Annotated in this window: 21 protein-coding genes and 3 tRNA genes; 10 read left to right on the top strand and 14 right to left on the bottom strand. The window is 70.7% G+C overall.

Features of this window, described 5'->3' with window-relative positions:
• Nucleotides 1-20: 20 nt before the first annotated feature.
• Together OG407_RS20330 and OG407_RS20325 are read right to left on the bottom strand one after the other, a co-directional pair.
• The gene (locus OG407_RS20330; RefSeq protein ID WP_405859937.1) at nucleotides 21-734 is read right to left on the bottom strand and encodes a FadR/GntR family transcriptional regulator; all 714 of its coding nucleotides are present in this window, start codon (nucleotides 732-734) and stop codon (nucleotides 21-23) included.
• A 218-nt stretch (nucleotides 735-952) separates the two neighbouring features.
• Nucleotides 953-1,026, bottom strand: a tRNA-Lys gene (locus OG407_RS20325).
• Between the two features lie 178 nt (nucleotides 1,027-1,204).
• On the opposite strand from OG407_RS20325, the gene OG407_RS20320 reads away from it, so the two are divergent.
• The 5 genes from OG407_RS20320 (at nucleotide 1,205) to OG407_RS20300 (ending at nucleotide 6,655) form a co-directional block, all read left to right on the top strand.
• Entirely contained in the window at nucleotides 1,205-2,548 is a 1,344-nt protein-coding gene (locus OG407_RS20320; protein WP_405859935.1) for a peptidoglycan-binding protein, read from the top strand.
• Between the two features lie 65 nt (nucleotides 2,549-2,613).
• Nucleotides 2,614-3,741 carry an SPFH domain-containing protein gene (locus OG407_RS20315; RefSeq protein ID WP_365612745.1) on the top strand — a complete coding sequence of 376 codons (1,128 nt, stop codon included), beginning with the start codon at nucleotides 2,614-2,616 and terminating at the stop codon, nucleotides 3,739-3,741.
• A gap of 98 nt (nucleotides 3,742-3,839) precedes the next feature.
• The gene (locus tag OG407_RS20310; protein WP_405859932.1) at nucleotides 3,840-4,448 is read left to right on the top strand and encodes a lytic polysaccharide monooxygenase; all 609 of its coding nucleotides are present in this window, start codon (nucleotides 3,840-3,842) and stop codon (nucleotides 4,446-4,448) included.
• Nucleotides 4,449-4,540: 92 nt separating this feature from the next.
• Nucleotides 4,541-4,993 (top strand): DUF3592 domain-containing protein, encoded by a 453-nt coding sequence (locus tag OG407_RS20305; protein ID WP_405859930.1) that lies wholly within the window; start codon nucleotides 4,541-4,543, stop codon nucleotides 4,991-4,993.
• A 39-nt stretch (nucleotides 4,994-5,032) separates the two neighbouring features.
• A complete protein-coding gene (locus OG407_RS20300; RefSeq protein WP_405859928.1) occupies nucleotides 5,033-6,655 on the top strand; it encodes a long-chain-fatty-acid--CoA ligase in 1,623 nt (540 codons plus the stop codon).
• Nucleotides 6,656-6,762: 107 nt separating this feature from the next.
• Here OG407_RS20300 and OG407_RS20295 read toward each other — a convergent pair.
• The 6 genes from OG407_RS20295 to ehuB all read right to left on the bottom strand — a co-directional run bounded on the left by OG407_RS20295 (nucleotide 6,763) and on the right by ehuB (nucleotide 10,970).
• Nucleotides 6,763-6,836 (bottom strand) — tRNA-Lys (locus tag OG407_RS20295).
• Between the two features lie 99 nt (nucleotides 6,837-6,935).
• Nucleotides 6,936-7,694, bottom strand: coding sequence for an IclR family transcriptional regulator (locus OG407_RS20290; protein ID WP_405859926.1), 759 nt, complete (start codon nucleotides 7,692-7,694; stop codon nucleotides 6,936-6,938).
• Nucleotides 7,695-7,914: 220 nt separating this feature from the next.
• Nucleotides 7,915-8,712, bottom strand: a complete 798-nt coding sequence (gene ehuA, locus OG407_RS20285; RefSeq protein WP_405859924.1) for an ectoine/hydroxyectoine ABC transporter ATP-binding protein EhuA — start codon at nucleotides 8,710-8,712, stop codon at nucleotides 7,915-7,917.
• Nucleotides 8,702-9,352, bottom strand: coding sequence for an ectoine/hydroxyectoine ABC transporter permease subunit EhuD (gene ehuD / locus OG407_RS20280; RefSeq protein ID WP_405859922.1), 651 nt, complete (start codon nucleotides 9,350-9,352; stop codon nucleotides 8,702-8,704). The genes ehuA and ehuD overlap by 11 nt, the downstream gene beginning before the upstream one ends.
• On the bottom strand, nucleotides 9,349-10,056 hold the full coding sequence (gene ehuC / locus OG407_RS20275; protein WP_405859920.1) for an ectoine/hydroxyectoine ABC transporter permease subunit EhuC: 708 nt from the start codon (nucleotides 10,054-10,056) through the stop codon (nucleotides 9,349-9,351). Before ehuC ends, ehuD begins: the two co-directional genes overlap by 4 nt.
• Nucleotides 10,053-10,970, bottom strand: coding sequence for an ectoine/hydroxyectoine ABC transporter substrate-binding protein EhuB (gene ehuB, locus OG407_RS20270; RefSeq protein WP_405859918.1), 918 nt, complete (start codon nucleotides 10,968-10,970; stop codon nucleotides 10,053-10,055). The genes ehuC and ehuB overlap by 4 nt, the downstream gene beginning before the upstream one ends.
• Before the next feature lie 47 nt (nucleotides 10,971-11,017).
• Between ehuB and OG407_RS20265 the strand changes: the two genes are divergently transcribed.
• Nucleotides 11,018-11,512, top strand: a complete 495-nt coding sequence (locus OG407_RS20265) for a DUF3830 family protein (protein WP_405859916.1) — start codon at nucleotides 11,018-11,020, stop codon at nucleotides 11,510-11,512.
• Here OG407_RS20265 and OG407_RS20260 read toward each other — a convergent pair.
• Both OG407_RS20260 and OG407_RS20255 read right to left on the bottom strand, forming a co-directional pair.
• Nucleotides 11,493-12,896: an amidase gene (locus OG407_RS20260; protein ID WP_405859914.1), complete on the bottom strand. Its 1,404-nt coding sequence runs from the start codon at nucleotides 12,894-12,896 to the stop codon at nucleotides 11,493-11,495. The two genes, OG407_RS20265 and OG407_RS20260, sit on opposite strands and share 20 nt — an antisense overlap.
• 22 nt (nucleotides 12,897-12,918) lie before the next feature.
• Entirely contained in the window at nucleotides 12,919-13,881 is a 963-nt protein-coding gene (locus OG407_RS20255) for a D-2-hydroxyacid dehydrogenase (RefSeq protein WP_405859912.1), read from the bottom strand.
• 169 nt (nucleotides 13,882-14,050) lie between these two features.
• On the opposite strand from OG407_RS20255, the gene OG407_RS20250 reads away from it, so the two are divergent.
• The 3 genes from OG407_RS20250 (at nucleotide 14,051) to OG407_RS20240 (ending at nucleotide 16,866) form a co-directional block, all read left to right on the top strand.
• A complete protein-coding gene (locus OG407_RS20250) occupies nucleotides 14,051-14,836 on the top strand; it encodes an aspartate/glutamate racemase family protein (RefSeq protein WP_405859910.1) in 786 nt (261 codons plus the stop codon).
• Nucleotides 14,833-15,567: an aspartate/glutamate racemase family protein gene (locus tag OG407_RS20245; protein ID WP_405859908.1), complete on the top strand. Its 735-nt coding sequence runs from the start codon at nucleotides 14,833-14,835 to the stop codon at nucleotides 15,565-15,567. The genes OG407_RS20250 and OG407_RS20245 overlap by 4 nt, the downstream gene beginning before the upstream one ends.
• Before the next feature lie 198 nt (nucleotides 15,568-15,765).
• Entirely contained in the window at nucleotides 15,766-16,866 is a 1,101-nt protein-coding gene (locus OG407_RS20240) for an LLM class flavin-dependent oxidoreductase (RefSeq protein ID WP_405859906.1), read from the top strand.
• On the opposite strand, the gene OG407_RS20235 is transcribed toward OG407_RS20240, so the two are convergent.
• Nucleotides 16,854-18,755: a putative bifunctional diguanylate cyclase/phosphodiesterase gene (locus tag OG407_RS20235; protein WP_405859904.1), complete on the bottom strand. Its 1,902-nt coding sequence runs from the start codon at nucleotides 18,753-18,755 to the stop codon at nucleotides 16,854-16,856. The two genes, OG407_RS20240 and OG407_RS20235, sit on opposite strands and share 13 nt — an antisense overlap.
• Nucleotides 18,756-19,121: 366 nt before the next feature.
• Between OG407_RS20235 and OG407_RS20230 the strand changes: the two genes are divergently transcribed.
• Nucleotides 19,122-20,459, top strand: coding sequence for a M6 family metalloprotease domain-containing protein (locus OG407_RS20230; RefSeq protein ID WP_405859902.1), 1,338 nt, complete (start codon nucleotides 19,122-19,124; stop codon nucleotides 20,457-20,459).
• 62 nt (nucleotides 20,460-20,521) lie between these two features.
• Here OG407_RS20230 and OG407_RS20225 read toward each other — a convergent pair.
• The 3 genes from OG407_RS20225 to OG407_RS20215 all read right to left on the bottom strand — a co-directional run bounded on the left by OG407_RS20225 (nucleotide 20,522) and on the right by OG407_RS20215 (nucleotide 22,472).
• A tRNA-Lys gene (locus OG407_RS20225) sits at nucleotides 20,522-20,595 on the bottom strand.
• Entirely contained in the window at nucleotides 20,586-21,200 is a 615-nt protein-coding gene (locus OG407_RS20220; RefSeq protein ID WP_405859900.1) for a bifunctional DNA primase/polymerase, read from the bottom strand. Before OG407_RS20220 ends, OG407_RS20225 begins: the two co-directional genes overlap by 10 nt.
• A gap of 900 nt (nucleotides 21,201-22,100) precedes the next feature.
• Nucleotides 22,101-22,472 carry a hypothetical protein gene (locus OG407_RS20215; protein ID WP_033283808.1) on the bottom strand — a complete coding sequence of 124 codons (372 nt, stop codon included), beginning with the start codon at nucleotides 22,470-22,472 and terminating at the stop codon, nucleotides 22,101-22,103.
• Nucleotides 22,473-22,725 lie beyond the last annotated feature (253 nt).

The raw sequence follows: 22,725 nt of genomic DNA, 5'->3' as shown, positions 1-22,725 counted from the left end.
CGAAACGCGGTGTTAACCGGTCATACGCGTTCATTGGGGCGCGTGTGGGGATCATGTGGAGCCGTTGTGGACAGTCTTGTGCGCACGTTGTCGAAGTGCTCTCTTATGGCGTTCTCGGCACGTTTCGCATCCCCGGACCGGACCGCGTCGAGGATCGCCCGGTGCTGGCGGCAGGTGACCTCGGGGTCCTGCGGGCCGGCCGCGAGATCGGTGTGGACGCGGTGGAAGGCGTCCCAGAACGCGTCCAGGACCTCGCTCAGCAGTGCGTTGTCCAGCCCCCGGTAGAGCGTCGCGTGGAAGGCCCGGTCGGTGGCCGCCAGCCCGATCCCCTCGGCGGCCTCGCGCTCCATCTGCCGTACCAGCGCGTCCAGTTCGACGAGATCCCGCTCCGGCAGCCGCCCCGCGAGCCGGGCGACGAGCCCCGACTCCACCGCCTCCCGCAGTTCGAGCAGTTGCAGCAGGCTGTCGTCGCCGCGGTAGTGCCCGACGACGGTACGGAACGCGAGGCCCTCGACCATCGGTGCGAGCGACATCGGGCCGACGTACGTCCCGAACCCGTGCCGGATCTCGACGATCCCCATCGCCTGCAGCGCCTTGAGCGCCTCGCGCACCGAGTTCCGGCTCGCGCCGAGCAGCACCATCAGCTCGGGCTCGGTCGGCAGCGGGGCCCCGGAGGACAGCCGACGGTCGAGGATGAGCTTCTTGATCCGCTCCTGCAGGTCACGGGCTGTCATGGCGAGAGGGTATCCGGCCAAACGGGGGGCGAGCTGTGTTCCGCCCGCACGGATGTTCCGCCCGCTCGGCTGTCCCCGCCCATGCGAAAGGCCCTCCGCGGTACCGGGGCAGGGGGTGTGGGTGGCGGAGCCCCCACCGCGCGCGGCGAAGCCGTGCAAAAACGACGATGGCGAGGCATGTTCGCGTTGTCTGCGAACGAGCCTCGCCATCGTCATCGTGCGCCGCCAGGGACTCGAACCCCGGACCCGCTGATTAAGAGTCAGCTGCTCTAACCAACTGAGCTAGCGGCGCGCGTTGACCTGCACAACCCTACCGGATGCCCGGGGGTGCTCCCGACCACCCCCGGACGGGTCCCGGTGGGCCGCTGTACATCATTCGGACCGTCAACATGCGAGTCCGGAAGACAGTTGAGAAGCTGGCGGATGTGCACGAGCGCGGATATTTCCACCTGGAGTGTGAGGGGCATCGCATGGAGACTCCGGTATTCGAGGAATTCGATCCCGCGAGCGATTGCGACTGCTCCGGATGTGCTGACCGGCGGCGCCTCCCGTCGCATTCCCCGACCGGCCGGACCGTCGGCCACCCCGCCGCCCAGCGGGCCCTCTTCGTGGCGGCCGCCGCGTCCGCCGCCCTCGCCGCCGGGCACGCCGTACCGGCCGCGGCCGCTCCCCACGCTCCGGCTCGCCCCGGCGTTCCCGCAGGTGACACGGGTGACGAGCCCGCGACCCCGCAGGGGAGCAAGGCCCCGCTGCACGGCCCGAGCGGGAAACCGGCGAAGCCGGCCGGTGCGGTCAAGGCGCCCACGACCACCCGCGCGGAGATCATCAACCGGGCCAAGACCTGGATCGCGGCGCAGGTGCCGTACAGCATGAACGCGTACTGGTCGGACGGTTACCGGCAGGACTGCTCGGGGTTCGTGTCGATGGCCTGGGGGCTGCCGGGGAACGAATGGACCGGGAGTCTCGACCAGTACGGGGTGCGTATTTCCAAGGACGAACTGGAGCCCGGCGACATTCTCCTGTTCCACAATCTCGCGAACCCCGAGAAAGGTTCGCACGTCGTCATTTTCGGCGGCTGGACCGACTACACGCACACCTACTACATCGCCCTGGAGGAGACCCCCTCGCACGCCCGCCGCCAGTCCACCCCGTACGCGTACTGGAGCCACTCGGACAGCTATGTGCCGTACCGCTACAAGGGCGTGACGGGCGGTACGGAAGGGGTGACCCCGGTGGCGCCGGTGACCCCGGTGGACGCGGGCAGGACGAACACGCCGTATCCGGGAGCGTCGTCTTTCGGCCCCGGCGCCGACAACAAGTACGTCACCCAGCTCGGCACGATGCTCGTCGCCCGGGGTGCCGGCTCGTACTACACCTCGGGTCCGGGCCCGCGCTGGTCGGACGCGGACCGGCGGGCCACCCAGGCGTTCCAGCTCGCCCAGGGCTGGACCGGCGCGGACGCGGACGGCCTGCCCGGCCCGCAGACCTGGCAACTGCTCGTCACCGGCAAGGGCAAGAACGTGGGCGGCGCGGTGGTAGGAGCGGCGGGCCCGCCGGCCCCCTCTTCCCACGGCGTCCCCGGCTACCCGGGCAAGGCCGTGTTCCGCCTCGGCGCGAACAACAAGTACGTCACCGAGCTGGGAAAGCAGCTGGTCAAGAAGGGCTTCGGCAAGTACTACACGACGGGCCCGGGTCCGCGCTGGGGCGAGCCGGACCGCCGTAACGTCGAGGCCTTCCAGCGCGCCCAGGGCTGGCGCGGCGGCGCGGCGGACGGCTACCCGGGCCCGGAGACCTGGCGCCGCCTCTTCTCGTAACCAACGCACGATCACGCTCATCCCCACCCGTTGTGACGCATCTGGCGCGGAGGCTGGAGGCACCTATGAGTACGACGACCACTTCACAGACGCCCGAGAACGAGGGGCCGCCCGAGGGACAGACCCGTCCCGCGCGGCTCATCCAGAACGAGGCGACCACCGAGATCCCCGTCCACCTGCTGTTCCGCGACGACCCCGACCCGGTCTCGGTACCGCTCAGGCCCGCCGTCGTGGCGCGTCGGCAGGGCACCGGCGAGCAGCCCCGCTTCCGCCGCCCGGTCCCGGCCAAGCCGCGCCCGGCCCCGGAGGTCGACCCCGACCTGGTGGAGCGCCCCGCCCGGGTGCTGCCCGGCACTGCGGGCGTGCTCGCCGGTTCCTGCGGACTGGCCGGCTGCCTCGCCACCTCGTGGTGGGCGGGCGTCCTGCCCCCGCTCGCGACCGAGGCGCTACGACTGCCGTTCTACGCCGGTGCCGGACTCGGTCCCGCGCAATGGGCCGCGTACGCCGGGGCCGGCGCGCTCGGGCTGTTCGGCTTCGGGGGGCTGGCCCGGGGCCGTACCGGACGGGCCTGGGTGCTCGGGCTGTTCGGGCGGTACCGGGGGACCGTCCGGCGCACCGGGCTGATGTGGGTCAACCCGTTGCTGCTGCGCCGCCGCGTCGACGTACGGCTGCGGCACTGGCGCAGTGAGCCGATGCCGGGGGCCGACGCGAACGGGGTCGCGCTGCGGGTCGTGACGCTCGTGGTGTGGCGGGTGCGGGACACCGCGCGGGCCACGCTCGGGGTCGAGGACCACGAGACGTATCTGCGCGAGTGCGTGGAGGCGGCGCTGGCCCGGGTGCCGGTGGAGCCGCCGGGCGGGGGCGCGAAGGGCGCGGCCGACCTGGCCGTCGACGCGCTGACCCGGCTGGTCGCGGCGGACTCGGCGCCGGTCGGCATCGAGGTGTTCTCGGTACGGCCGGTGCGGGTCGAGTACGCCCCGGAGGTCGCCGCGGCGATGACCCGGCGCCGTATCGCCGCGCTGGACGCGCAGCAGCGGGCGACGATGCTCACGTCGGTGGTCGACTCCGTGGAGGACACGGTGACGCGGCTGACCATGCGGGGTCTGGTGGAGCTGGACGACTACGAACGCCGGGCGCTGGTGAAGGACTTGACGGTCGCGTTCTGTTCGGGGCGGGGGGAATCGGCGCCGTGAGCGGTATGGACACGGTCAAGTAAGGGCAATAATCTGGGACTTGGTCTAGACCTGCACGGCTCACGGAACTTCCCCACACGTTTTCCAGGAGCGGCAGCATGCGCAAAAAGACCAAGTGGTACGCGGGCGTGCTCGGGCTCACCACGGCCGGGGCCATCGTGCTCTCGTCCGGGGCCGCGAGCAGCCACGGCTACACCGACCTCCCCATCAGCAGGCAGAAGCTCTGTGCCAACGGCACGGTGACGAACTGCGGTGACATCCAGTACGAGCCGCAGAGCGTCGAGGGCCCCAAGGGCTTCCCGGCGGCAGGCCCCGCCGACGGCCAGATCTGCAACGGCGGAATCAGCCGCTTCGCCCAACTCAGCGCGCCGAAGGCCCCGTCGGGCGCCGCCTGGCCGACGACGAAGGTGACGGGTGGTCAGTCGTACACGTTCCGCTGGCAGTTCACGGCGATCCACGCGACGACGGACTTCAAGTACTACGTCACCAAGGCGGGTTGGAACCAGAACCACAACCTGGCCCGCTCGGACCTCAACACCACTCCGTTCCTCACCGTCCCCTACAACGGCCAGCGTCCCGCGTCGTCCACCATCTCCCACACCGGCACGCTGCCGTCCGGCCTCCCCGGCCACCACGTGATCGTCGCGGTGTGGACGATCGCGGACACGACCAACGCGTTCTACTCCTGCTCGGACGTCACGTTCTGAGGGCGTGAGGTTCTGAGCATCGCTTGAGACAGTTCGGCATCCCCCGGGGGTAGGTTCCCTCCAGCAAGCGGTACTTGACCTCGGGGGACACCATGGAAGCGCTGTTCTACGTCGTGCCCGTACTCATGATCGTGCTGGTGCTGTTCGGCGCGGGCGCCGTGATCCGTCGTTCGCGGCGCGTCAACAGCGCCTGGAGCAGCGGGCTCACGGCCGAGGGCCGCTGTCTGCGGACGTACACGACGACCAGCGGCGGCGGGGACACCATGGTGTCGACGTCGCTGCACCACGTGTACGAGTTCACGACGCGCGAGGGCCGGATCGTCCGGTTCGAGGAGCGGGGCGGACCGGGGACGACCCTGGAGGGCGACATCGTCACCGTGTACTACGCGGCGGACCACCCCGAGCGGGCCACGGCCCACGCCCCGGCCCGCGGGAAGCTGGCGGCGGGCGCGGGCTGTGCGCTGGTGTTCTTCGGCGTGGTCGTCGCCTTCTGTGTCGTCTTCATCCTCGTGGCCCACAAGATGTTCGACTTCATGGGCTCGTAGTCTCCATATCTGACGGTACGTCAACTACCCTGCGCCCCCATGGAGTCCAGCAGGCGGACCGTCGCGGAACTCGTACAGGCACGGTGGGGCGACCACCGCCCGGGCCTGTGGTGCGGGCAACAGGTGCTCACCCACCACGAGATGGCGTCCGGCGCGGTGGCCAGAGCGGCGCTGCTGAGCGACCTGTTGCCCCGGGGCGCCGCACCCCATGTCGGCGTACTGCTCGACAACACCCCTGAATATCCCCTGTGGTTGAGCGCGGCGGCCCTCGCGGGCGCGGCCGTCGCCGGTATCAACCCCACCCGCCGAGGCCCCGAACTGGCCCGCGACATCCTGCACACCGAGTGCCGCGTCCTGGTCACCGAGCACGCCCACCTCCCGCTCCTCGATGGCCTCCAACTCCCGGGCGTACAGCTCCTGGTGACGGACACTCAGCCCTACGACGACCTGCTCGCCCCGTACGCGGACGCGCACCCTTCCGCCTTCTCCCGTGCCACCCCGGACGACCGCATCCTGCTCTACTTCACCTCCGGTTCCACCGGCGCCCCGAAGGCCGCGATCTGTACCCAGGGCCGACTGGCCGCCGCCGGGCGCTCGTTGGCCGACAGTTTCGGGGTCCTCCCGGACGACGTGCACTACATCTGCATGCCGATGTTCCACGGCAACGCGGTGATCGCCGACTGGGCACCGGCGTTGGCGGCCGGAGCGGGCGTGGCGCTGCGGCGGCGGTTCTCGGCGTCACGGTTCCTGGACGACGTACGGGCGTACGGGGCCACGTACTTCACCTATGTGGGCCGCGCCGTGCAGTACGTCCTGGCCACCGGCGAACGCCCCGACGACCGGGACAACCCGCTGCGGATGGGCTTCGGCACGGAGGCGGGGGCGGTGGACGCGGCGGCGTTCGAGCGGCGGTTCGGGGTACGGCTGGTGGAGGGGTACGGGTCCTCGGAGGGCGGGGCGGCGGTGCAGTGGTCGCCGGGGACACCGGCCGGGGCGGTCGGGCGGGCGGCGCCGGGGCTCGCCGTACTCGATCCGCAGACGCGGGCCGAATGTCCGCCCGCCGCCTTCGACTCGGCGGGTCGGCTGCTCAACGGGGAAGAGGCGATAGGGGAGTTGGTGAACCGCGGCGCCAACCCCTTCGAGGGGTACTGGCGCAACCCCGAGGCGGACGCCGAGCGGCGCCGGGCGGGCTGGTACTGGACCGGCGACCTCTTCTACCGCGACCCCGACGGCTACCTGTACTTCGCCGGCCGCACCGACGACCGCCTCCGCGTCGACAGCGAGAACCTCGCCGCCGCGATGATCGAGAACATCCTCGCCCGCTACGAGGGCGCCGACGCCGTGGCGGTCTACGCCGTACCGGACCCGGTGACCGGCGACCAGGTCATGGCCACGATCGCCGGGCACTTCGACCCGCTCGACTTCGCGGAGTTCCTGCTGGCCCAGCCGGATCTGGGGACGAAGATGGCGCCACGGTTCGTGCGGGTGGTGGAGCGGATGCCGGTGACGGCGACCAACAAGATCCATCGGGCGGGGCTGCGGCGGGAGGGGGTCGTATGCCCCGATCCGGTGTGGTGGCGACCGCCGGGGGAGGCGGCCTATCGAAGGCTGACCCCCGAGGACGCCGAAGGGCCCCTCGTCGGAACGAGGGGCCCGGCTTGAGGGGGGTGGGTGGCGAAGCCCCCACTGCGCGCGGCGAAGCCGTGCAAAAACGACGATGGCGGGGCACGTTCGCGATTTCTGCGAACGTGCCCCGCCATCGTCATCAGTGCGCCGCCAGGGACTCGAACCCCGGACCCGCTGATTAAGAGTCAGCTGCTCTAACCAACTGAGCTAGCGGCGCGTGACTCACGCCTTCCGCTGGATCTGAGTCTCGCGGAGGGCGACGAGAAAAATACTACCCGGTCCGGAGGGGTGCTTCGGACCAGGGTCGCGGCAGCCGTCAGATGGCCAGGGAGAGCAGTACCGGGCCCGCCTCGCGGTTCAGCGTGTCCGCCGCCTGGCGCAGGCGGTGGGCGTGCTCGACCGGGAGGGAGAGGGCCAGGCAGCCGACCGAGGCGCCGGCCGTGATCGGGACCGCCGCGCAGACCGTGCCCACCGCGTACTCCTGGAGGTCGAGGTGGGGGACGGTCGGCGGCTGGGTCTCCAGGCGGGAGAGCAGCAGCCGGTCGCTGGTGATCGTGCGCGAGGTGAGGCGGGCCATCTTGTGCCGGGAGAGATGGTCGCGCCGGCCGTTGTGGTCGAGCTGGCCCAGCAGGCTCTTGCCGAGCGCGGTCGCGTGCGCGGAGACGCGGAAGTCGACCCACTCGTTGACCGCCGGAGTGGTGGGCCCGGCCGCGTACTGGGTGATCGTGACCTCGCCGTCGACGTACCGGCTGACGTAGACCGCCGCGCCCAGACAGTCGCGCAGCCGGTCCAGGGTCCGCTGGATCTGCTCGCGCACCGCCTGCTCCCGGCCGGCCGCGGAGCCGAGCCGGCTCAGGGCCTCGCCGGTGATGTAGGCGCCGTCGGTGAGCTGCTCGACGTAGCCCTCGCGGCGCAGGGTCCGCAGCAGTATCGTCAGGCGCTCGGTGCCGAGGCCGGTGCGGCGGGCGAGTTCGGTGTCCGTGACGCCGGTGGAGTGTCCGGCGACTGTCTCCAGGATGCGCAGTGCGTCCTGTACCGAGTGGTAGGGAGCGGTCGGCTCGTGCATCAGCGCCACGGTGTTTCTCCCTGCGCTCGCTTTTTGGGCCGTGATACCGGACAGCGAATCCCCTCCACGATAGCTGTCAAACGGCCGATGTGGAGCGGCTGTTGGCGAGATTGTGGCCTTCCTTATGGCCTCCGAACTGCGGCGCGAATCCTTTGGCATATGCCTTTGTCATTCCCCGTGACGTGGACCTTGGGTGTTCGATTGCTCACGTGTCGTAATTGAATAAATGTCAAAGAATGGCGCCGAGGAATTCCCGGGTCCGTTCTTGTTCCGGATCGCCGAAGATCTGCTCCGGCGGGCCGGATTCGATGACCCTGCCCGCGTCGAACATCAGGACTTGGTCTGAAATATCCCGGGCGAAATTCATCTCGTGTGTCACACAGAGCATGGTGATGTCGGTGGTGCGGGCGATGTCCCGCAGGACGTCGAGGACGCCCGCGACCAGTTCCGGGTCGAGCGCGGAGGTCACCTCGTCGAGGAGCAGCACCCGCGGCCGCATCGCCAGCGCCCGCGCGATCGCGACGCGCTGCTGCTGGCCGCCGGAGAGCTGGGTCGGGCGGGCGCCGGCCTTGTCGGCGAGGCCGACCAGGTCGAGCAGTTCCAGGGCGCGCGCCTCCGCCTCGTCCTTGGGCAGGCCCAGGACGGTGACCGGCGCCTCGGTGACATTGCGCAGCACGGTCATGTTCGGGAACAGGTTGAACTGCTGGAACACCATCCCGATCTTCTTGCGGATCTCCCGGATCCGCTTCTCGGGCGCGGGGTAGAGCTGCTCCCCGTCGACGGTGATCGTGCCCTCGTCCGGCTCGGTGAGGGTCATCAGCAGCCGCAGGATCGTGGTCTTGCCCGACCCGGAGGGACCGATCAGGGTGACGTGCTTGCCGGACTCCACGGAGAAGTCGAGGTCGTCGAGCACGGTGTTGGACCCGAAGCGCTTCGTCACATGGTCCAGGCGGATCAACTCGCTTCCGTCCACCGGGGGGTTGGCGTTGGTGTCGGGTTCCTTCGTCAGGGGCGTGTCAGCGGACAAGGCGTCGCTCCAGGGCTCGGATCAGCAGGGAGGCGGGACAGGAGATGAGGATGAAGGCCACACCGATCACCGTGATGGGCTCGGTGAACTGGTAGTGATCCTGGGAGAACAGCCGGGCCCGGCCCATCAGTTCGAGCACCGTGATCACCATCAGGATCGGGGTGTCCTTGAGCATCGCGATCACGTAGTTGCCCAGCGCCGGGATCACCCGGCGGATCGCCTGCGGCAGGATCACGGCCGTCCAGGTCCGGCGCACCGGCAGGTTCAGCGCGGTCGCCGCCTCCCACTGGCCGACGGGCACCGCCTCGATGCCCGCGCGGTAGACCTGCATCGTGTACGTCGAGTAGTGCAGCCCGATCGCGAAGACACCGGTGGTCAGCGCGGAGAAGGTCAGGCCCCATTCCGGCAACACGTAGAACAGGAAGAACAGTTGCACCAGCAGCGGGGTGTCCCGCACGAACTCGGTGACGACCCCGACCGGCCAGCGCACCCAGCGAGTCGGCGCCCGCATCAGCAGCGCCCACACCAGCCCCAGGACGAACGAGATCAGCGACCCCAGGAGCAGGATCCGCAGGGTGACTTTCAGGCCGTCCCAGAAGTACGGCATGAAGTCGCTCACGGCGTTCCAGTCCCACTTCATGAGACCCCACCTCCGGCACTCACGGTCTGGACCCGCTGGGACTCGGTGCTCGCGGGCCCCTTGCCGATCCCCGCCTTCAGCTTCTTCTCCAGTCCGCGCATCAGCCGGGTGAGCGTGAAGGCGATCACGAAGTAGATCAGCAGGATGTACGTGTAGATCTCCGCGCTCTGCTGGAGCGCGAGCCGCACCAGGTTGGCGCTGAAGGTGAGATCGCCCATGCCCATGACCGAGACCAGGGCGGTGCCCTTGAGCAGTTCGATCAGCAGGTTGCAGAAGGGCGGGATCATCTCCGGCACGGCCTGCGGCAGCAGGATCAGCCGCATCCGCTGCCAGGGCGTGAAGCTCAGCGCGACCCCGCCCTCCTGCTGGGCAGGGTCCACCGCGTTCAGTGCGCCGCGCACGATCTCCGTGCCGTACGCGCCGTAGGTCAGACCGAGGGCGAGCGTGCCCGCCCACAGGGGGACCAGCTGCCAGCCGAAGGCGACCGGCAGGACGAAGAACACCCAGAAGATCATGACGAGGGCGGAGGTGCCGCGGAACACCTCGGTGTAGAGACCGGCGAGGAAGCGGACGATCCACAGCCGGTGGGTACGGGCGATGCCGACGACGAAGGCCACGGCGGTCGCCAACAGTGCGCTGAGGACGAGGAGTTGGACGGTGGTCCAGACCCCCTTGAGGACGAGTTCCCAGAGGCCCGAGGTCATCCGCCGCAGAGCTCCTTCGCGGTGAGGTCCGTCATCTCGGCCCTGCTGAACCCGAAGGGCCGCAGGATCCGGAACAACTCCCCGCTCTTCTTGAGCTTGTGCAGCTCGACGTCGAAGGCGTCGCGCAGCTTCGTCTCGGTCGGCCGGAACGCGAAGGCGCCCCCGTCGATCCGCGGTTTCCCGTCGACGAGCGGCGCGAAGGGCGTGGTCGACTCCGCCTTCGCGGACTTCTTCACGACCGCGCGCGTGGTGAGCGCCGTACCGGCGAAGACGTCAACACGCCCCGCTTCTACGGCGTTCAGCCCGGCGACCTGGTCCGGGACGATCAGGATGTCGCTCTGCTCGTACCCGGCGTCGACGGCGTGCTGGATCTGCGCGTACCCGGTGCCGGTGGCGAACTTCGCCTTCTTCGCGACGACGTCCTTGTAGGTGTGCAGCCCCTTCGGGTTGCCCTTGCGGACGACGAACGAGTCCAGCACCTGGTAGTCCGGGTCGGCGAAGATGACCTGCGCGCAGCGTTCCGGGGTCACGTACATCCCGGCGGCCACGACGTCGAACTGCTGCGAGTTCAGGCCGGGTATGAGCGAGCCGAACTCGGTGGGCACGGGCTGCACCTTGTCGACGCCGAGCCGCTTGAAGATCGCTTCCGCCAACTTCGGTGCTTCACCGGTGAGTTGACCGTCCCTGTCGATGTACCCGAACGGGATCTCACCCGCGATCCCCAACCGTACGACGCCCTGCGCCTTCAGCCGGTCGAGCAGTTCACCGCCGCTCGTGGTCGACGCGGTGGCCACACGGCTGCAGCCGGCCGCGCCCAGCGCACCTGCCGCCGCCACCCCGGCGAGCAGTGCCCGACGGGTGTGACCCGGCGTGTGACCGGATGTGTGTCTGTCGTTCCCAATTGGTGGAGCCATGGGCGCGCAGCTACCCGACCGCCCTCGGGTTATGCACCCTGGAAGGCATGACGGATCACTTCATCGAGGTCTCACTCGCAAAGCGGAACGTCCACTGCCGGGCAAAACTGCTGGTGGAACGCGCCCCGCTGACCTGCGCGGCGATCTGGGACGCACTCCCGCTCGTCGGCGACGTCTACCACGCCAAGTACGCCCGCAACGAGATCTACGCCCTTTTCCCGCCCTTCGCGGAAACGGAACCCCCGCTGGAGAACCCCACAGTCACCCCTATACCGGGCGATCTCTGCTATTTCGCCTTCGCCGGCACGGAACTCGGCACGAAGGCCTACGGCTACGACCGCGAGGTCCGCGCCGGCACGACGGTCGTCGACCTGGCCCTCTTCTACGAACGCAACAACCTCCTCCTCAACGGCGATGTGGGCTGGGTCCCCGGGATCGTCTGGGGTGAGGTGGTCGAGGGGCTGCCGGAGATGGCGGAGGCCTGCAACGACCTGTGGCGCTCGGGGGCGGCGGGGGAGAGCCTCAGCTTCCGGCGGGCCTGACCCCGGAGACCCCGGCGCCGAACAACGCGTGCGCCGCGCGCAGCACCAGATCGTCCCGGTGCCGCGCCCCCACGATCTGCAACCCGACCGGCAGCCCGTCGCCGTCCTTCCCCACCGGGACGGTGGCGGCGGGCTGCTGCGTCAGATTGAAGGGGTACGTGAACGGCGTCCAGCCCGTCCAGCGGCGGTACCCGGATCCCTTGGGGACCTCAACTCCCGCTTCGAACGCGGTAATGGGCAGCGTCGGCGTGACGAGGAGGTCGTACCGCTCGTGGAACAGGCCCATCCTGCGGCCGAGTTCCATGCGGGCGTCCACCGCCGCCAGATAGTCCAGCGCCGAGAAACCCGCTCCCGTCGCGCAGATCTCCCGCAGCCCCGGGTCGAGCAACTCCCGTTGCCGCGGCGCGAGTTTCTGCGTCAGCCGGGCCGCGCCGCTGAACCACAGGGTGTGGAAGGCGTCCACCGGGTCGCTGAAGTCGGGGTCGGTCTCCTCGACGTACGCGCCGAGCGCGGCCAGCCGCTCCACGCCCCGCCGTACCGCCGCCGCGACCGTCGGACGCACCGCGACCTGGCCGCCGAGGGACGGGGAGTACGCGATCCGCAGGCCCTGTATGCCGTCCGCGAGCGTCTCCGTGAAGGAGGTGGGCGGGCGGTCGAGGCCCGACCAGTCGCGGGCGTCCGGTACGCCGATCACGTCCAGCAGCAGCGCCGCGTCCGCCGCGTCCCGGGTCATCGGACCGACGTGCGACAGCGTGCCGAACGCGCTCGCCGGGTACAGCGGCACCCTGCCGTACGTCGGCTTCAGCCCGAAGATCCCGCAGAAGGACGCCGGGATACGGACACTGCCGCCGCCGTCCGTGCCGAGCGACAGCGGGCCTGCGCCGAGGGCGACGGCCGCCGCGCTCCCGCCACTTGAACCACCCGCCGTGCGCGAGGGGTCGTGCGGATTCCGGGTGATCCCGGACAGCGGGGAGTCCGTGACGCCCTTCCAGCCGAACTCGGGGGTCGTCGTCTTGCCGATGAACACCGCGCCGTGCTCGCGGAGCCGGGCCACCGAGGGCGCGTCCTCGTCCCAACCGCCCTGCTCGGCGATGGTCTTGGAGCCGCGCAGGGTCGGTGTGCCGCGCTGGAGCAGGATGTCCTTCACGGTGACCGGCACCCCGTCGAGGAGTCCGGCCGGTTCCCCGCGCCGCCAGCGTTCCGCCGATTCGGCCGCCGACGCCAACGCGCCGTCCGCGTCGAGCCGTACGAACGCGTTCACGACGGGCTGGATCTCCTCGGCCCGATCGAGGGTGGCGCGGGTCGCGTCCACGGGACTGAACTCCCTTCTGCGGTAGCCGTCGAGGAGTTCCACGGCGGTCAGCTCGGTGAGTTCGGTCGTCATCCGGCCCTCCAGAGTGGGGAGTTCAGTGCCCCGGTACGTACCCACGCTTCTTGTCGACCACGTTCGGCAGCGGCTTGCCCGCCTCCCATCTCTCGTACGCCGCCACGAACTGCGTGCCGAGTTCGTCCCGCCAGCCGACCGTGTCGCCGCTCATGTGCGGGGAGACGATCAACCCCGGGACCTGCCACAACGGGCTGTCGGGGGTGAGGGGTTCGGCCTCGAAGACGTCCAGCGCGGCGCCCGCGATCCAGTGCTTGGTGAGGGCCTCCGCGAGTGCGCTCTCCACGACGAGTTGGCCCCGCCCCACGTTGATGAAGCGCGCCGAGGGCTGCATGCAGCCGAAGCGACGGGCGTCGAACATGCCCCGCGTGTCGTCGGTGAGCGGGGCCGCCGAGATCACCCAGTCCGCGCGCGCCATCAGCCGGTCGAGTTCGCCGGGGCCGTGGATACCGGTGCGCGGGGTGCGGCCGACGAGCGCGGTCGTCACCCCAAGTGCCTTGAGCGTGCGGACGATCGCCCGCCCGATCGGCCCGGAGCCGACCACACAGGCACGCGTTCCGGCCACCCGCTGCGCCTCGCGGTGCCGCCAGGTCCGCTCCCGCTGGAGCTCCAGCGTCCTGGGCAGGTCCTTGGCCATCGCGAGGACGAGGGCGGCGACGTACTCGGCGATCGGCTGGTCGAAGACACCTCGCGCGTTCGTCACCACCGTGTCGGAGGCGGCGAGTTCGGGGCACATGAGGTGGTCCACGCCCGCGCTGGCCGTGTGCACCCAGCGCGGCCGGGGACCCTCGCCGGGCCAGGCGGCGCGTACCGCGTGCGAGGCGAAGTCCCACACCAACAGGACGTCGGCGGACGGCAGTTGATCAGCGAGCGTCGACGCGTCGGCGTGCGCGACGCGCACCCGCCCGGTGAGCTTGCCGAGCCGGGGCAGCGGGTCGGCGTCCAGGACGAGAAGGGTGGGCAGGGCAGCGGGAGTTGCGGTCATGCGAAGCCGTTTCTCGCGGGAGGTACAGCGTGAAGCACGGCGGGAAGCACCGGGCGCGGCCGTCTGACATGCACGGATTGACCACGCTCGCACTCGAACCTACCTTCGTCAACACGGACGCCCGCACGGACCGTTGTCACCCGTTTCTCTTGGTGAGGCCGGTGTAGCCATGCATGTTTCCTTCCTGGGCGGACCCCGCCCGCAGCGCGGTGTCGGTGTCGTCGCCCCCTTCGACTTCGCGCTGGACCGCGAGTTGTGGCGCTGGGTCCCCGACGACATCTCGCTGCATCTCACGCGGACGCCGTTCGTGCCCGTCGAGGTGAGCCTCGACCTGGCGCGGCTCGTCAGCGAGCACGAGACGCTGCACGACGCGGTCCGCACGCTGAACGCGGTCGCCCCCGAGGTCGTCGCGTACGCCTGTACCTCCGGGAGCTTCGTCGGCGGGGTCGCCGGGGAGCGGGCGATGTGCGAGGCGATGACCCGGGCCGGCGAGGTGCCGTCCCTGACCACCTCGGGCGCCCTGCTGGCCGCCCTCACCGAACTGGGCGCCCGCCGCATCGCCCTGGTCACGCCGTACACGGTGTCCGTCACCCAGTCTCTGGAGGAGTACCTCGCCGAGGCCGGCGTCGAGGTCACCGGCCGCGCCTTCATGGGCCTGACCCGGCACATCTGGAAGGTGCCGTACCGCGACGTCGTCGACATGGCCCACCAGGCCGTCAAGGGCGCGGCCGACGCGCTCTTCATCAGCTGCACCAACCTCCCGACGTACGACGTGATCCCCCAGCTGGAGGCGGAACTGCGCATACCGGTGATATCGGCCAACCAGGTCACGATGTGGGCAGCCCTGCGCCGACTGGGTACGCGTGCCGTGGGCCCCTATCAGGCGCTGCTGGACGAGTCCGCCCGCCGCCGGGGGCCGGTACTGCCGGAAGAACACCAGGAAGGCTGGTCATGACCGCACTCGGATTCCTCTACCCGGGCCACTCCGCCGAGGACGACTACCCGCGCATGGAACAGCTCCTCGGCAGCGACGTCCGCCTCGACGTGGTCCACACGGACATCGGCGAGGACGCGCACCGCGTGGACGCGCTCCTGGAGATGGGCTCCCCCGAGCGCCTCACGGCGGGCGTCGAACAACTCCGCCTGTCCGGCGCCGAAGCCGTCGTCTGGGCCTGCACCAGCGGCAGTTTCGTCTACGGCTGGGAGGGCGGCCACGACCAGATCCGCGCCCTGGCCCGGGCGGCGGGCCTCCCGGCGTCGTCGACGTCCTTCGCCTTCGTCCACGCGGCGAGGGAACTGGGGGTGCGCCGGGTGGCCGTAGGGGCGACGTACCCGGAGGACGTGGCGAACCTGTTCGCGGACTTCCTGCGCGCCGGGGGAGTGGAACCGGCCGTGGTGCGCGCCTCCGGCATCATCACCGCCGCCGAGGTCGGCACCTGGGGCTACGACGACGTGCTCGCCCTGGCCCGCGCGGTGGACGGCCCGGACATCGAGGCGGTCCTCCTCCCGGACACCGCCCTGCACACGGCGGCCCACATTCCCGACCTGGAGAAGGAACTCGGCAAGCCGGTCCTCACGGCCAACCAGGTCACGGTCTGGGAGGCCCTGCGCCTGGCGGACCGCAAGGTCAACGCGCCTGATCTGGGCATCCTGTTCACCAAGGAGCCGCTCGTGCAAGCCGGCTGAACAAGCCGGGCCGGGGCGGGGGGTGTTCTCGGGGAATGTGACACTCGGGGCCCCGAGTGTCACATTCCCCGAGAACACCCCCCGTGCCCCCCACCTGCCGCGAGCCTTCCCTCCGGGAATAAAGCGGAGACAGCCTCCTGTTACGCCGGGAAGGAGCGGGGAAGGACACCGCACAGCTCACAACAGGAGGCACCCACCGTGGCGGCAGACGACGAGATCCGGGGCACGGCACAGGGCACCGCCCCCGTCCCCCTCTCCGTACTGGACCTGGTGACCGTCGGCGCCGGCCGCACCGCCACGGAGGCGCTCGGCACCAGCGTGAAGATCGCCAAGCTCGCCGAGTCGCGCGGCTTCCACCGCTACTGGGTCGCCGAGCACCACTCGATGCCGGGCGTCGCCTCCTCCTCGCCCGCCGTGATCCTGGCCCACCTCGCCGCGCACACGGACCGCATCCGCCTCGGCTCGGGCGGCGTCATGCTCCCGAACCACGCCCCACTCGTCATCGCGGAACAGTTCGGCACCCTGGAGGCGCTCGCCCCGGGCCGCGTCGACCTGGGCCTCGGCCGCGCCCCCGGCACCGACGGCGCCACCGCCGCCGCCCTGCGCCGCGCCGACCGCCTGAACGAGGGCGCCGACGACTTCCCCGAGCAACTGGCCGAACTCACCCGCTTCTTGGACGACGACTTCCCCTCCGGCCACCCCTACGCCCGCATCCACGCGGTCCCCGGCCCGATCCAGTCGACCTCGCCCGGCGGTGTCCAGTCCCCCCACCGCCCGCCGATCTGGCTGCTCGGCTCCTCCGGCTTCAGCGCCCGCCTGGCCGGCATGCTCGGCCTGCCGTTCGCGTTCGCCCACCACTTCTCCGCGCAGAACACGATCCCGGCCCTGGACCTCTACCGCGAGTCGTTCCGTCCGAGCGCGCTGCTCGACGCGCCGTACGCCCTGATCGGTGTCTCCGCCCTGGCCACCGACGACGAGAAGGAGGCCCGCCGCCAGGTGCTGGCCGCCGCCCTCAACATGGTCCGGCTGCGCACCGGCCGCCCCGGACTCGTGCCCACCCCGGAAGAGGCCGAGGCGTACGAATTCAGCCCCATGGAGCGGGAGTTCATCACCTCCTGGAACGCCAACGTCATCCACGGCACCGTCGACGAGGTCCGCGCCGGACTCGACGACCTCCAGAAGCGCACCGGCGCCGACGAGTTGATGCTCACGTCCCACGCCCACAACGGCGACCTGCGCCTGCGCTCGTACGAACTGATCGCCGACGCCTATGGGTTGACGGCCGATCAGGAAGCCTGATTGCAGGCCTTCGTGCCCAGCAGCTCGGAGATACGATCCGGCGCCACCGGACGGGAGTACAGCCACCCCTGTCCGGTGTCGCAGCCGATCCGGCGCAGCCGGGCGGCCTGTGCCGAGGTCTCCACGCACTCGGCGGTCACCGACAGGCCCAGCCGGTGGGCGAGTTGGATCATCGCCTCGACGATGACCTCGTCCGCCGGGTTCGGCGGGACGCCCTCGCCCTCGTACTGGAAGCCCCGCACGAAGGACCCGTCCAGCTTCAGCACGGAGACCGGGAGCCGGCTCAGGTACGCCAGGTTCGAGTAGCCGGTGCCGAAGTCGTCGATGGCGATGTGCACCCCCATGTCGCTCAGCGCCTGAAGCGTCTGCAACGGCCGCCCCGCCGACCCCATCACTGCCGACTCCGTCAGCTCCAACTGCAGCAGCCGCGGGTCCAGTCCGGTCTCGGCCAGCGTCTCCGCGACGTCCGCGACCAGGTCCGAGTCCCACACCTGCCGTACGGCCACGTTGACGCTCACGAAGATCGGCGGCTCGTCCGGGTGGTCCAGCTGCCAGCGCCGGGCCTGGCGGCAGGCGGTGACCAGGACCCAGTGGCCGAGCTGCACGATCGAGCCGTCCTCCTCGGCCAGTCCGATGAACCGATTCGGCGTCAGCATGCCGAACTGCGGATGGTTCCAGCGCACCAACGCCTCGACGCCGCGCAGTCGTCCGTTCTCCATGCCCACCAACGGCTGGTACTCCAGGGTGAATTCACCCCGCTCGATGGCCGGACGGAGCGTGGAGGCCAGCGCCTGGCGGGTCATGCGGTGCGCGTTGCGCTCCGGATCGAACAGCGTCCAGCGGGACTTGCCGTCCGCCTTCGCCCAGTACAGCGTCGTGTCGGCGGCCTGCATCAGTCCGGTGGCCGTCGTACCGGACGCGTGCCGCTCGACCACACCGATCGACGCCGACAGCGACAGCCGCTGCCCGGACAGGTCGAACGGCGCCTGCAGGGCCTTCAGTGCCGACTCGGCGAGTTCGGCCAGTTGGTCGGTCCCGGTCGAGTCCTCGACGAGCAGCGCGAACTCGTCCCCGCCCAGCCGAGCCACCAGCGGCGAACTCGCCCGCGCGTAACCCGCCTCGTCGGCGCACCGCGTCAGCCGTTCCGCCACGGCGGCCAGGAGCCGGTCGCCGACGCGGTGGCCGAGCGTGTCGTTGACCGCCTTGAAGCCGTCCAGATCCAGATAGCACAGGCCGATCCGCCCGGTGCCGCCCTGCTCGTACGACTCCGCCTCCAGCGCGGCCGAGAGCCGCTCGAAGAACAGGGTGCGGTTGGGCAGCCGGGTCACCGGGTCGTGCATCTCCAAGTGCCGTAGCCGCGCCTGGAGTTCACGGCGGGCGCTGATGTCGGTGAGCGACAGCAGCACACCGTGCTCCTCGGCCGGCAGCGGCGCCACGGTCACCTGCACCCACAGCACGTGCCCGTCGGGGTGCTTGACCCGGCGGGTGCAGCTCAGCTTGGCCTGCCGGCCGCGCAGCACCTCGCGATAGGCGTCCCAGGTGCGCGCGTCCGACTTCAGGTCCATCAGCTCGGCCGCGACCAGCCCGGTCAGCGCGGCCCCCGCCTTGCCGAGCAGCGCGCCGAACGAGTCGTTCGCGCTGACGACCAGACCGTCGCGGTCCACGACGGCCATCGCGAGGGGAGCCGCGGAGAAGGCGGAACCGAGGCGTCCGCCTTCGAGGGACTCAAAGGACTCAAGGGACCCGGGGGACGGATGGGGCTCGTGGGAACCCGGGAACCCGGTGGAATCGGGGACATCGGTACGAGGCGATGCCTCGCCCTTACTCTCTGTGACGGCTGGCCGGATGAGGTCTGCCGCGGGCGCCGGCCCTTCGGACGTTCCGCTCACCGCTCGCTCCCGCAGTGCACTCGATCTTCGGATGGGTCTCGTCGGGATGGCCGACCGGGTGGGGGGCCGCCGTGCCGTGTCCGTGCAGGAAAGTGTGCCGATCATAGAGGTTGGCCCCCGGCCCTTCCAGCCACTGTCCAGTGTCCCGGAACAACGGCCGGTTCCGGCAGATCGTTTCCGCCCGCACCTGGACGGGTTCTTCAAATGGCCGACCACATGTGACGTTCCGTGAGTGTTTCCGGATGTCGGCCCGGGCGTGTCCCGGCCACCCCCTCACTCATCTGGTGCAGATAAACAGGGCGTACCCCAACAAACCATCACAGGCTGGGTGTCGGTGTCCCGCGAACCCGCTCCCGGAGGTCCAACGTGCCGTGTCAGCTCCCCCTCAAGGGGCTCTCCCGTACGGCGCTCAAGGGGCTCGCCCAGTGGCGCACCCGGCCCGGACTGCGCGGCACCGCCGCCGTGTTCACCACGATGTCCGCGCTCGCCGCGACCTCGATCATGTCCAGCCAGTCGGTCGCCGAGCCGTTCTCGACCACACCCTGTGCCCTCAAGCGCACCGACGCCCACCACTCCGAGGGCCTCGACACCTGGAACACCGCCTACCCGCGCCCCACCCGCGCGCTCGACGCAGTGATGATCTTCCTCTCCTTCCCCGACGCGACCCCGCGGACCACCCCCGCCGAACTCGCCGCCGACCACTTCCCGGCCACCACCCGCTTCTACGAGCGCGCCTCCTACGGCAGGTTCACGCTCCGCCCGCACCCGCTGCGGAACTGGATCCGCATGCCGCACCCGTCGACGTCGTACGCCATACAGCGCGACTGGAACCCGGTGAACCGCGCCGCGTACCTCCGCGACGCGCTCGCCGCCGCCGACCCCCAGGTCGACTTCTCGCGCTACGGCATCGTCTACTTCGTGGCCGATCCGGACGCGCCCGGCGTGGACTCGGACGCGACGAAGGTCGTCAACCTGGACACCCCGCTGCGGGCCGACGGCACGGACGTCCGGCGGGTCGTGACGGTCTTCGAGAAGCACCCGCCGGACCGGCTCGTCCTCGCCCACGAGACCGGCCACGTCTTCGACCTCCCCGACCTCTACCACCGGCCGGTGGACGGCAAGGGCGACTGGGACACCTATGTCGGCGACTGGGATCTGATGGGCAGTCAGTTCGGGCTCTCCCCGGACCTGTTCGCCTGGCACAAGTGGAAGCTGGGCTGGCTGGATCCGCGCCAGGTGGTGTGCGTACGGGGCACCGCGCCGAAACGGCTGACCCTGGAACCGGTGGCCGCCGGGCCGGGTACCTCCCCGGCGGGCAGCACCGCGGGATCACCGGCCTTCGGTCTCGGCCTGGGGGTCAAACTGGCGGTCGTGCGCACCGGAACCGACAGCGCGCTGGCCTTCGAGGCGCGCAGCTCCGTCGGCAACGACAGCACGGCCTGCAAACAGGGCGTCCTCGTGTACCGGGTACGCGGCGGCGCGCCTTCCGGGAACGGCCCGATCGAGGTCGTCGACGCCCACCCGCACACCGAGGCCTGCTGGGAGACTTCGGTCTACCCGCCCCTCGCCGACGCCCCGGTCTCCCTCGGCGAGAGCTTCACCGTGCCCGGCGACAACGTGAAGGTGGAGGTGGAGGGGCGGACGGTTTCGGGGGCGTGGACGGTGACCATCACGCCGGGGGAGCCGACCGGAGCGGGAGGCTGATCCCCTCCCGAACGCCGGGTACGTCGAAGGGCCCCTCGCTCTCGCGAGGGGCCCTTCACAGGTGCGCCGCCAGGGACTCGAACCCCGGACCCGCTGATTAAGAGTCAGCTGCTCTAACCAACTGAGCTAGCGGCGCCTGCTGACGTCGTAGACCTTAGCATCCTGATCCGGGGGAGGAAAAATCGATATCCGCACGGTCGCGCGGGCCGCCCGCACGGCCGCCCAGAGCAGGATTTCGGCGCCGGGAAGCCAGGGCCGACGGGTGTCCGGAGCGACCAGCCAGCGCGAGTCGAACGGGGCCGGCGCCGCCCCGCCGGCCAGCGCCGGGACGGTCACCGCGTCGCCCCTGCCGTGACACAGCAAGGGCGGGACGGACCCCGTACGGCTGTGCTCCCCGGGGTGTGCGCCCCACTCCTCCCACCCCATCAGCGACGGCAGCCGCTGAGCGGTACCCGGGCCGGCGAACAGGAGCATCCGCCCCCGATACGTCGCTACGGGCCCCGAACCCGGCCCCTCGTCCCACAGGCGGTCGACCATGCGCCGCCCGAAGACCACCGGGGCGCTCACCACATCGAAGGCGGACCCGCAGGGCAGGACGACCGGGGCGTCCGGCCGCTCCCTCCAGAGGGCGAGAGTGCTACGCGGATACGTTCCTGCCGAGGCAAGCCAGGCGGCACCGTCCGAGGTGACACCCGAGATGTCGAAGCGGTCGGCGAAGGGCTCGTCCTGTGTGCGGCTCATGTCCCCCAGGTCTACCGGCCGTGAGCGTCCGCTCTCTGAGGGTTGCCGGAAATCGGGACAGGAGGGGGCGGGAGGGAGTATCTTGCCCGACCGGCATATGCCAGAAGTTCTTTCTGGGGGCGGGTGGGGTGGGGGGAGTCGTGGGGGTTGGGGGTGCTGAGGGGATTGTGGGGCGCGGTGGGGGTTATGGGTGGGGCGGGGGTTGGCGCGCGCTGCGGGAGTTGGCGCCGCCGCCGGGGTTTTGGGTGCGGCCGAAGGCGTGGGGCGTCGCGGGATTTGCGGGTCGTCGCGAGGAGCTGCGGGCACCGCAGGAGTTGTTGACCCAGATCCCTTGGCCCTCCGGCCCCGGGCTCCCGATCCCCGGGCTCCCGTCCCGGGAGCCTCCGGGCCCTGGGGGAATCACGGTGGCGACGGCCCCGAACTCCCATCCCCCGAGTCCTTGGCCCCCGGCCCGAAAACTTCCGATCCCCGGGTTCCAGTCCCACGAGCCTCCGGCCCCCGGTCTCTAGACTCCCGGCCCCTAGCCCCTAGCCTCCGGCCCCCGAACTCCCGGCCCCCAGCCTCTGGCCTCCGGCCTCCGAACTCCCGGCCCCTAGCCCCTAGCCTCCGGCCCCCGAACTCCCGGCCCCCAGCCTCCGGCCTCCGGCCTCCGAACTCCCGGCCCCTAGCCCCTAGCCTCCGGCCCCCGAACTCCCGGCCCCCAGCCTCTGGCCTCCGGCCTCCGAACTCCCGGCCCCTAGCCCCTAGCCTCCGGCCCCCGAACTCCCGGCCCCCAGCCTCTGGCCTCCGGCCTCCGAACTCCCGGCCCCTAGCCCCTAGCCTCCGGCCCCCGAACTCCCGGCCCCCAGCCTCCGGCCTCCGGCCCCCGAACTCCCGGCGCCCCAGCCCCGCCCCCCAAGGTCACACCGGGTCGGCGCCCCCGCTGTCCCTGCCCTCCGTGCCGCGCAGCAGGTCCCGGCCGAACTCGACCATCTTCTTGGCGTAGTCCTCGGTCCACTCGGCGCGCTCGGCGATGTCCGCCGGGGTCAGCCGGTCGAAGCGGCGTGGGTCGGCGAGTTGGGCCGCCGCGATCGCCTGGAACTCCACCGCGCGGTCGGTCGCGGCGCGGAACGCGTGGGTCAGTTCCGTCGCGCGGGCCAGCAGCGCGCGGGGATCGTCCATCGACTCCAGGTCGAAGAAGTGCTCCGGGTCCTCGGCCGCCTGTGCGGGCTCGAAGAGCAGGGGTGCGGGGCGTAGCCGCGATTCGTTGCGACGCGGCGTGTGCTCCGCCATGTCTTCTCCTCCTCGTACGTCGTGGATGACCCGCCTCATGAGCGGACCACCGTCCATTGTCCCCCGGCGGCGCAAGGGGCCCCGGGCATACTCCCGAGGCACCGATCCCGCACCGCATGATTGGATGCCCAGCCGCCCGCCCCGGTATTCATCACCCCCGGACCGAACCGCGAGGAGTCGCAGGTCAAGGTCTCGCGCCACCCGGTGTTCGGACAGGTGTGCCTGCACGGTGTGATTCGTCTCCCACCCGGCC

This window comes from Streptomyces sp. NBC_01515, from assembly GCF_045040345.1.
Lineage (GTDB): Bacteria > Actinomycetota > Actinomycetes > Streptomycetales > Streptomycetaceae > Streptomyces.
This window is presented reverse-complemented; position numbering and strand designations above follow the sequence as displayed.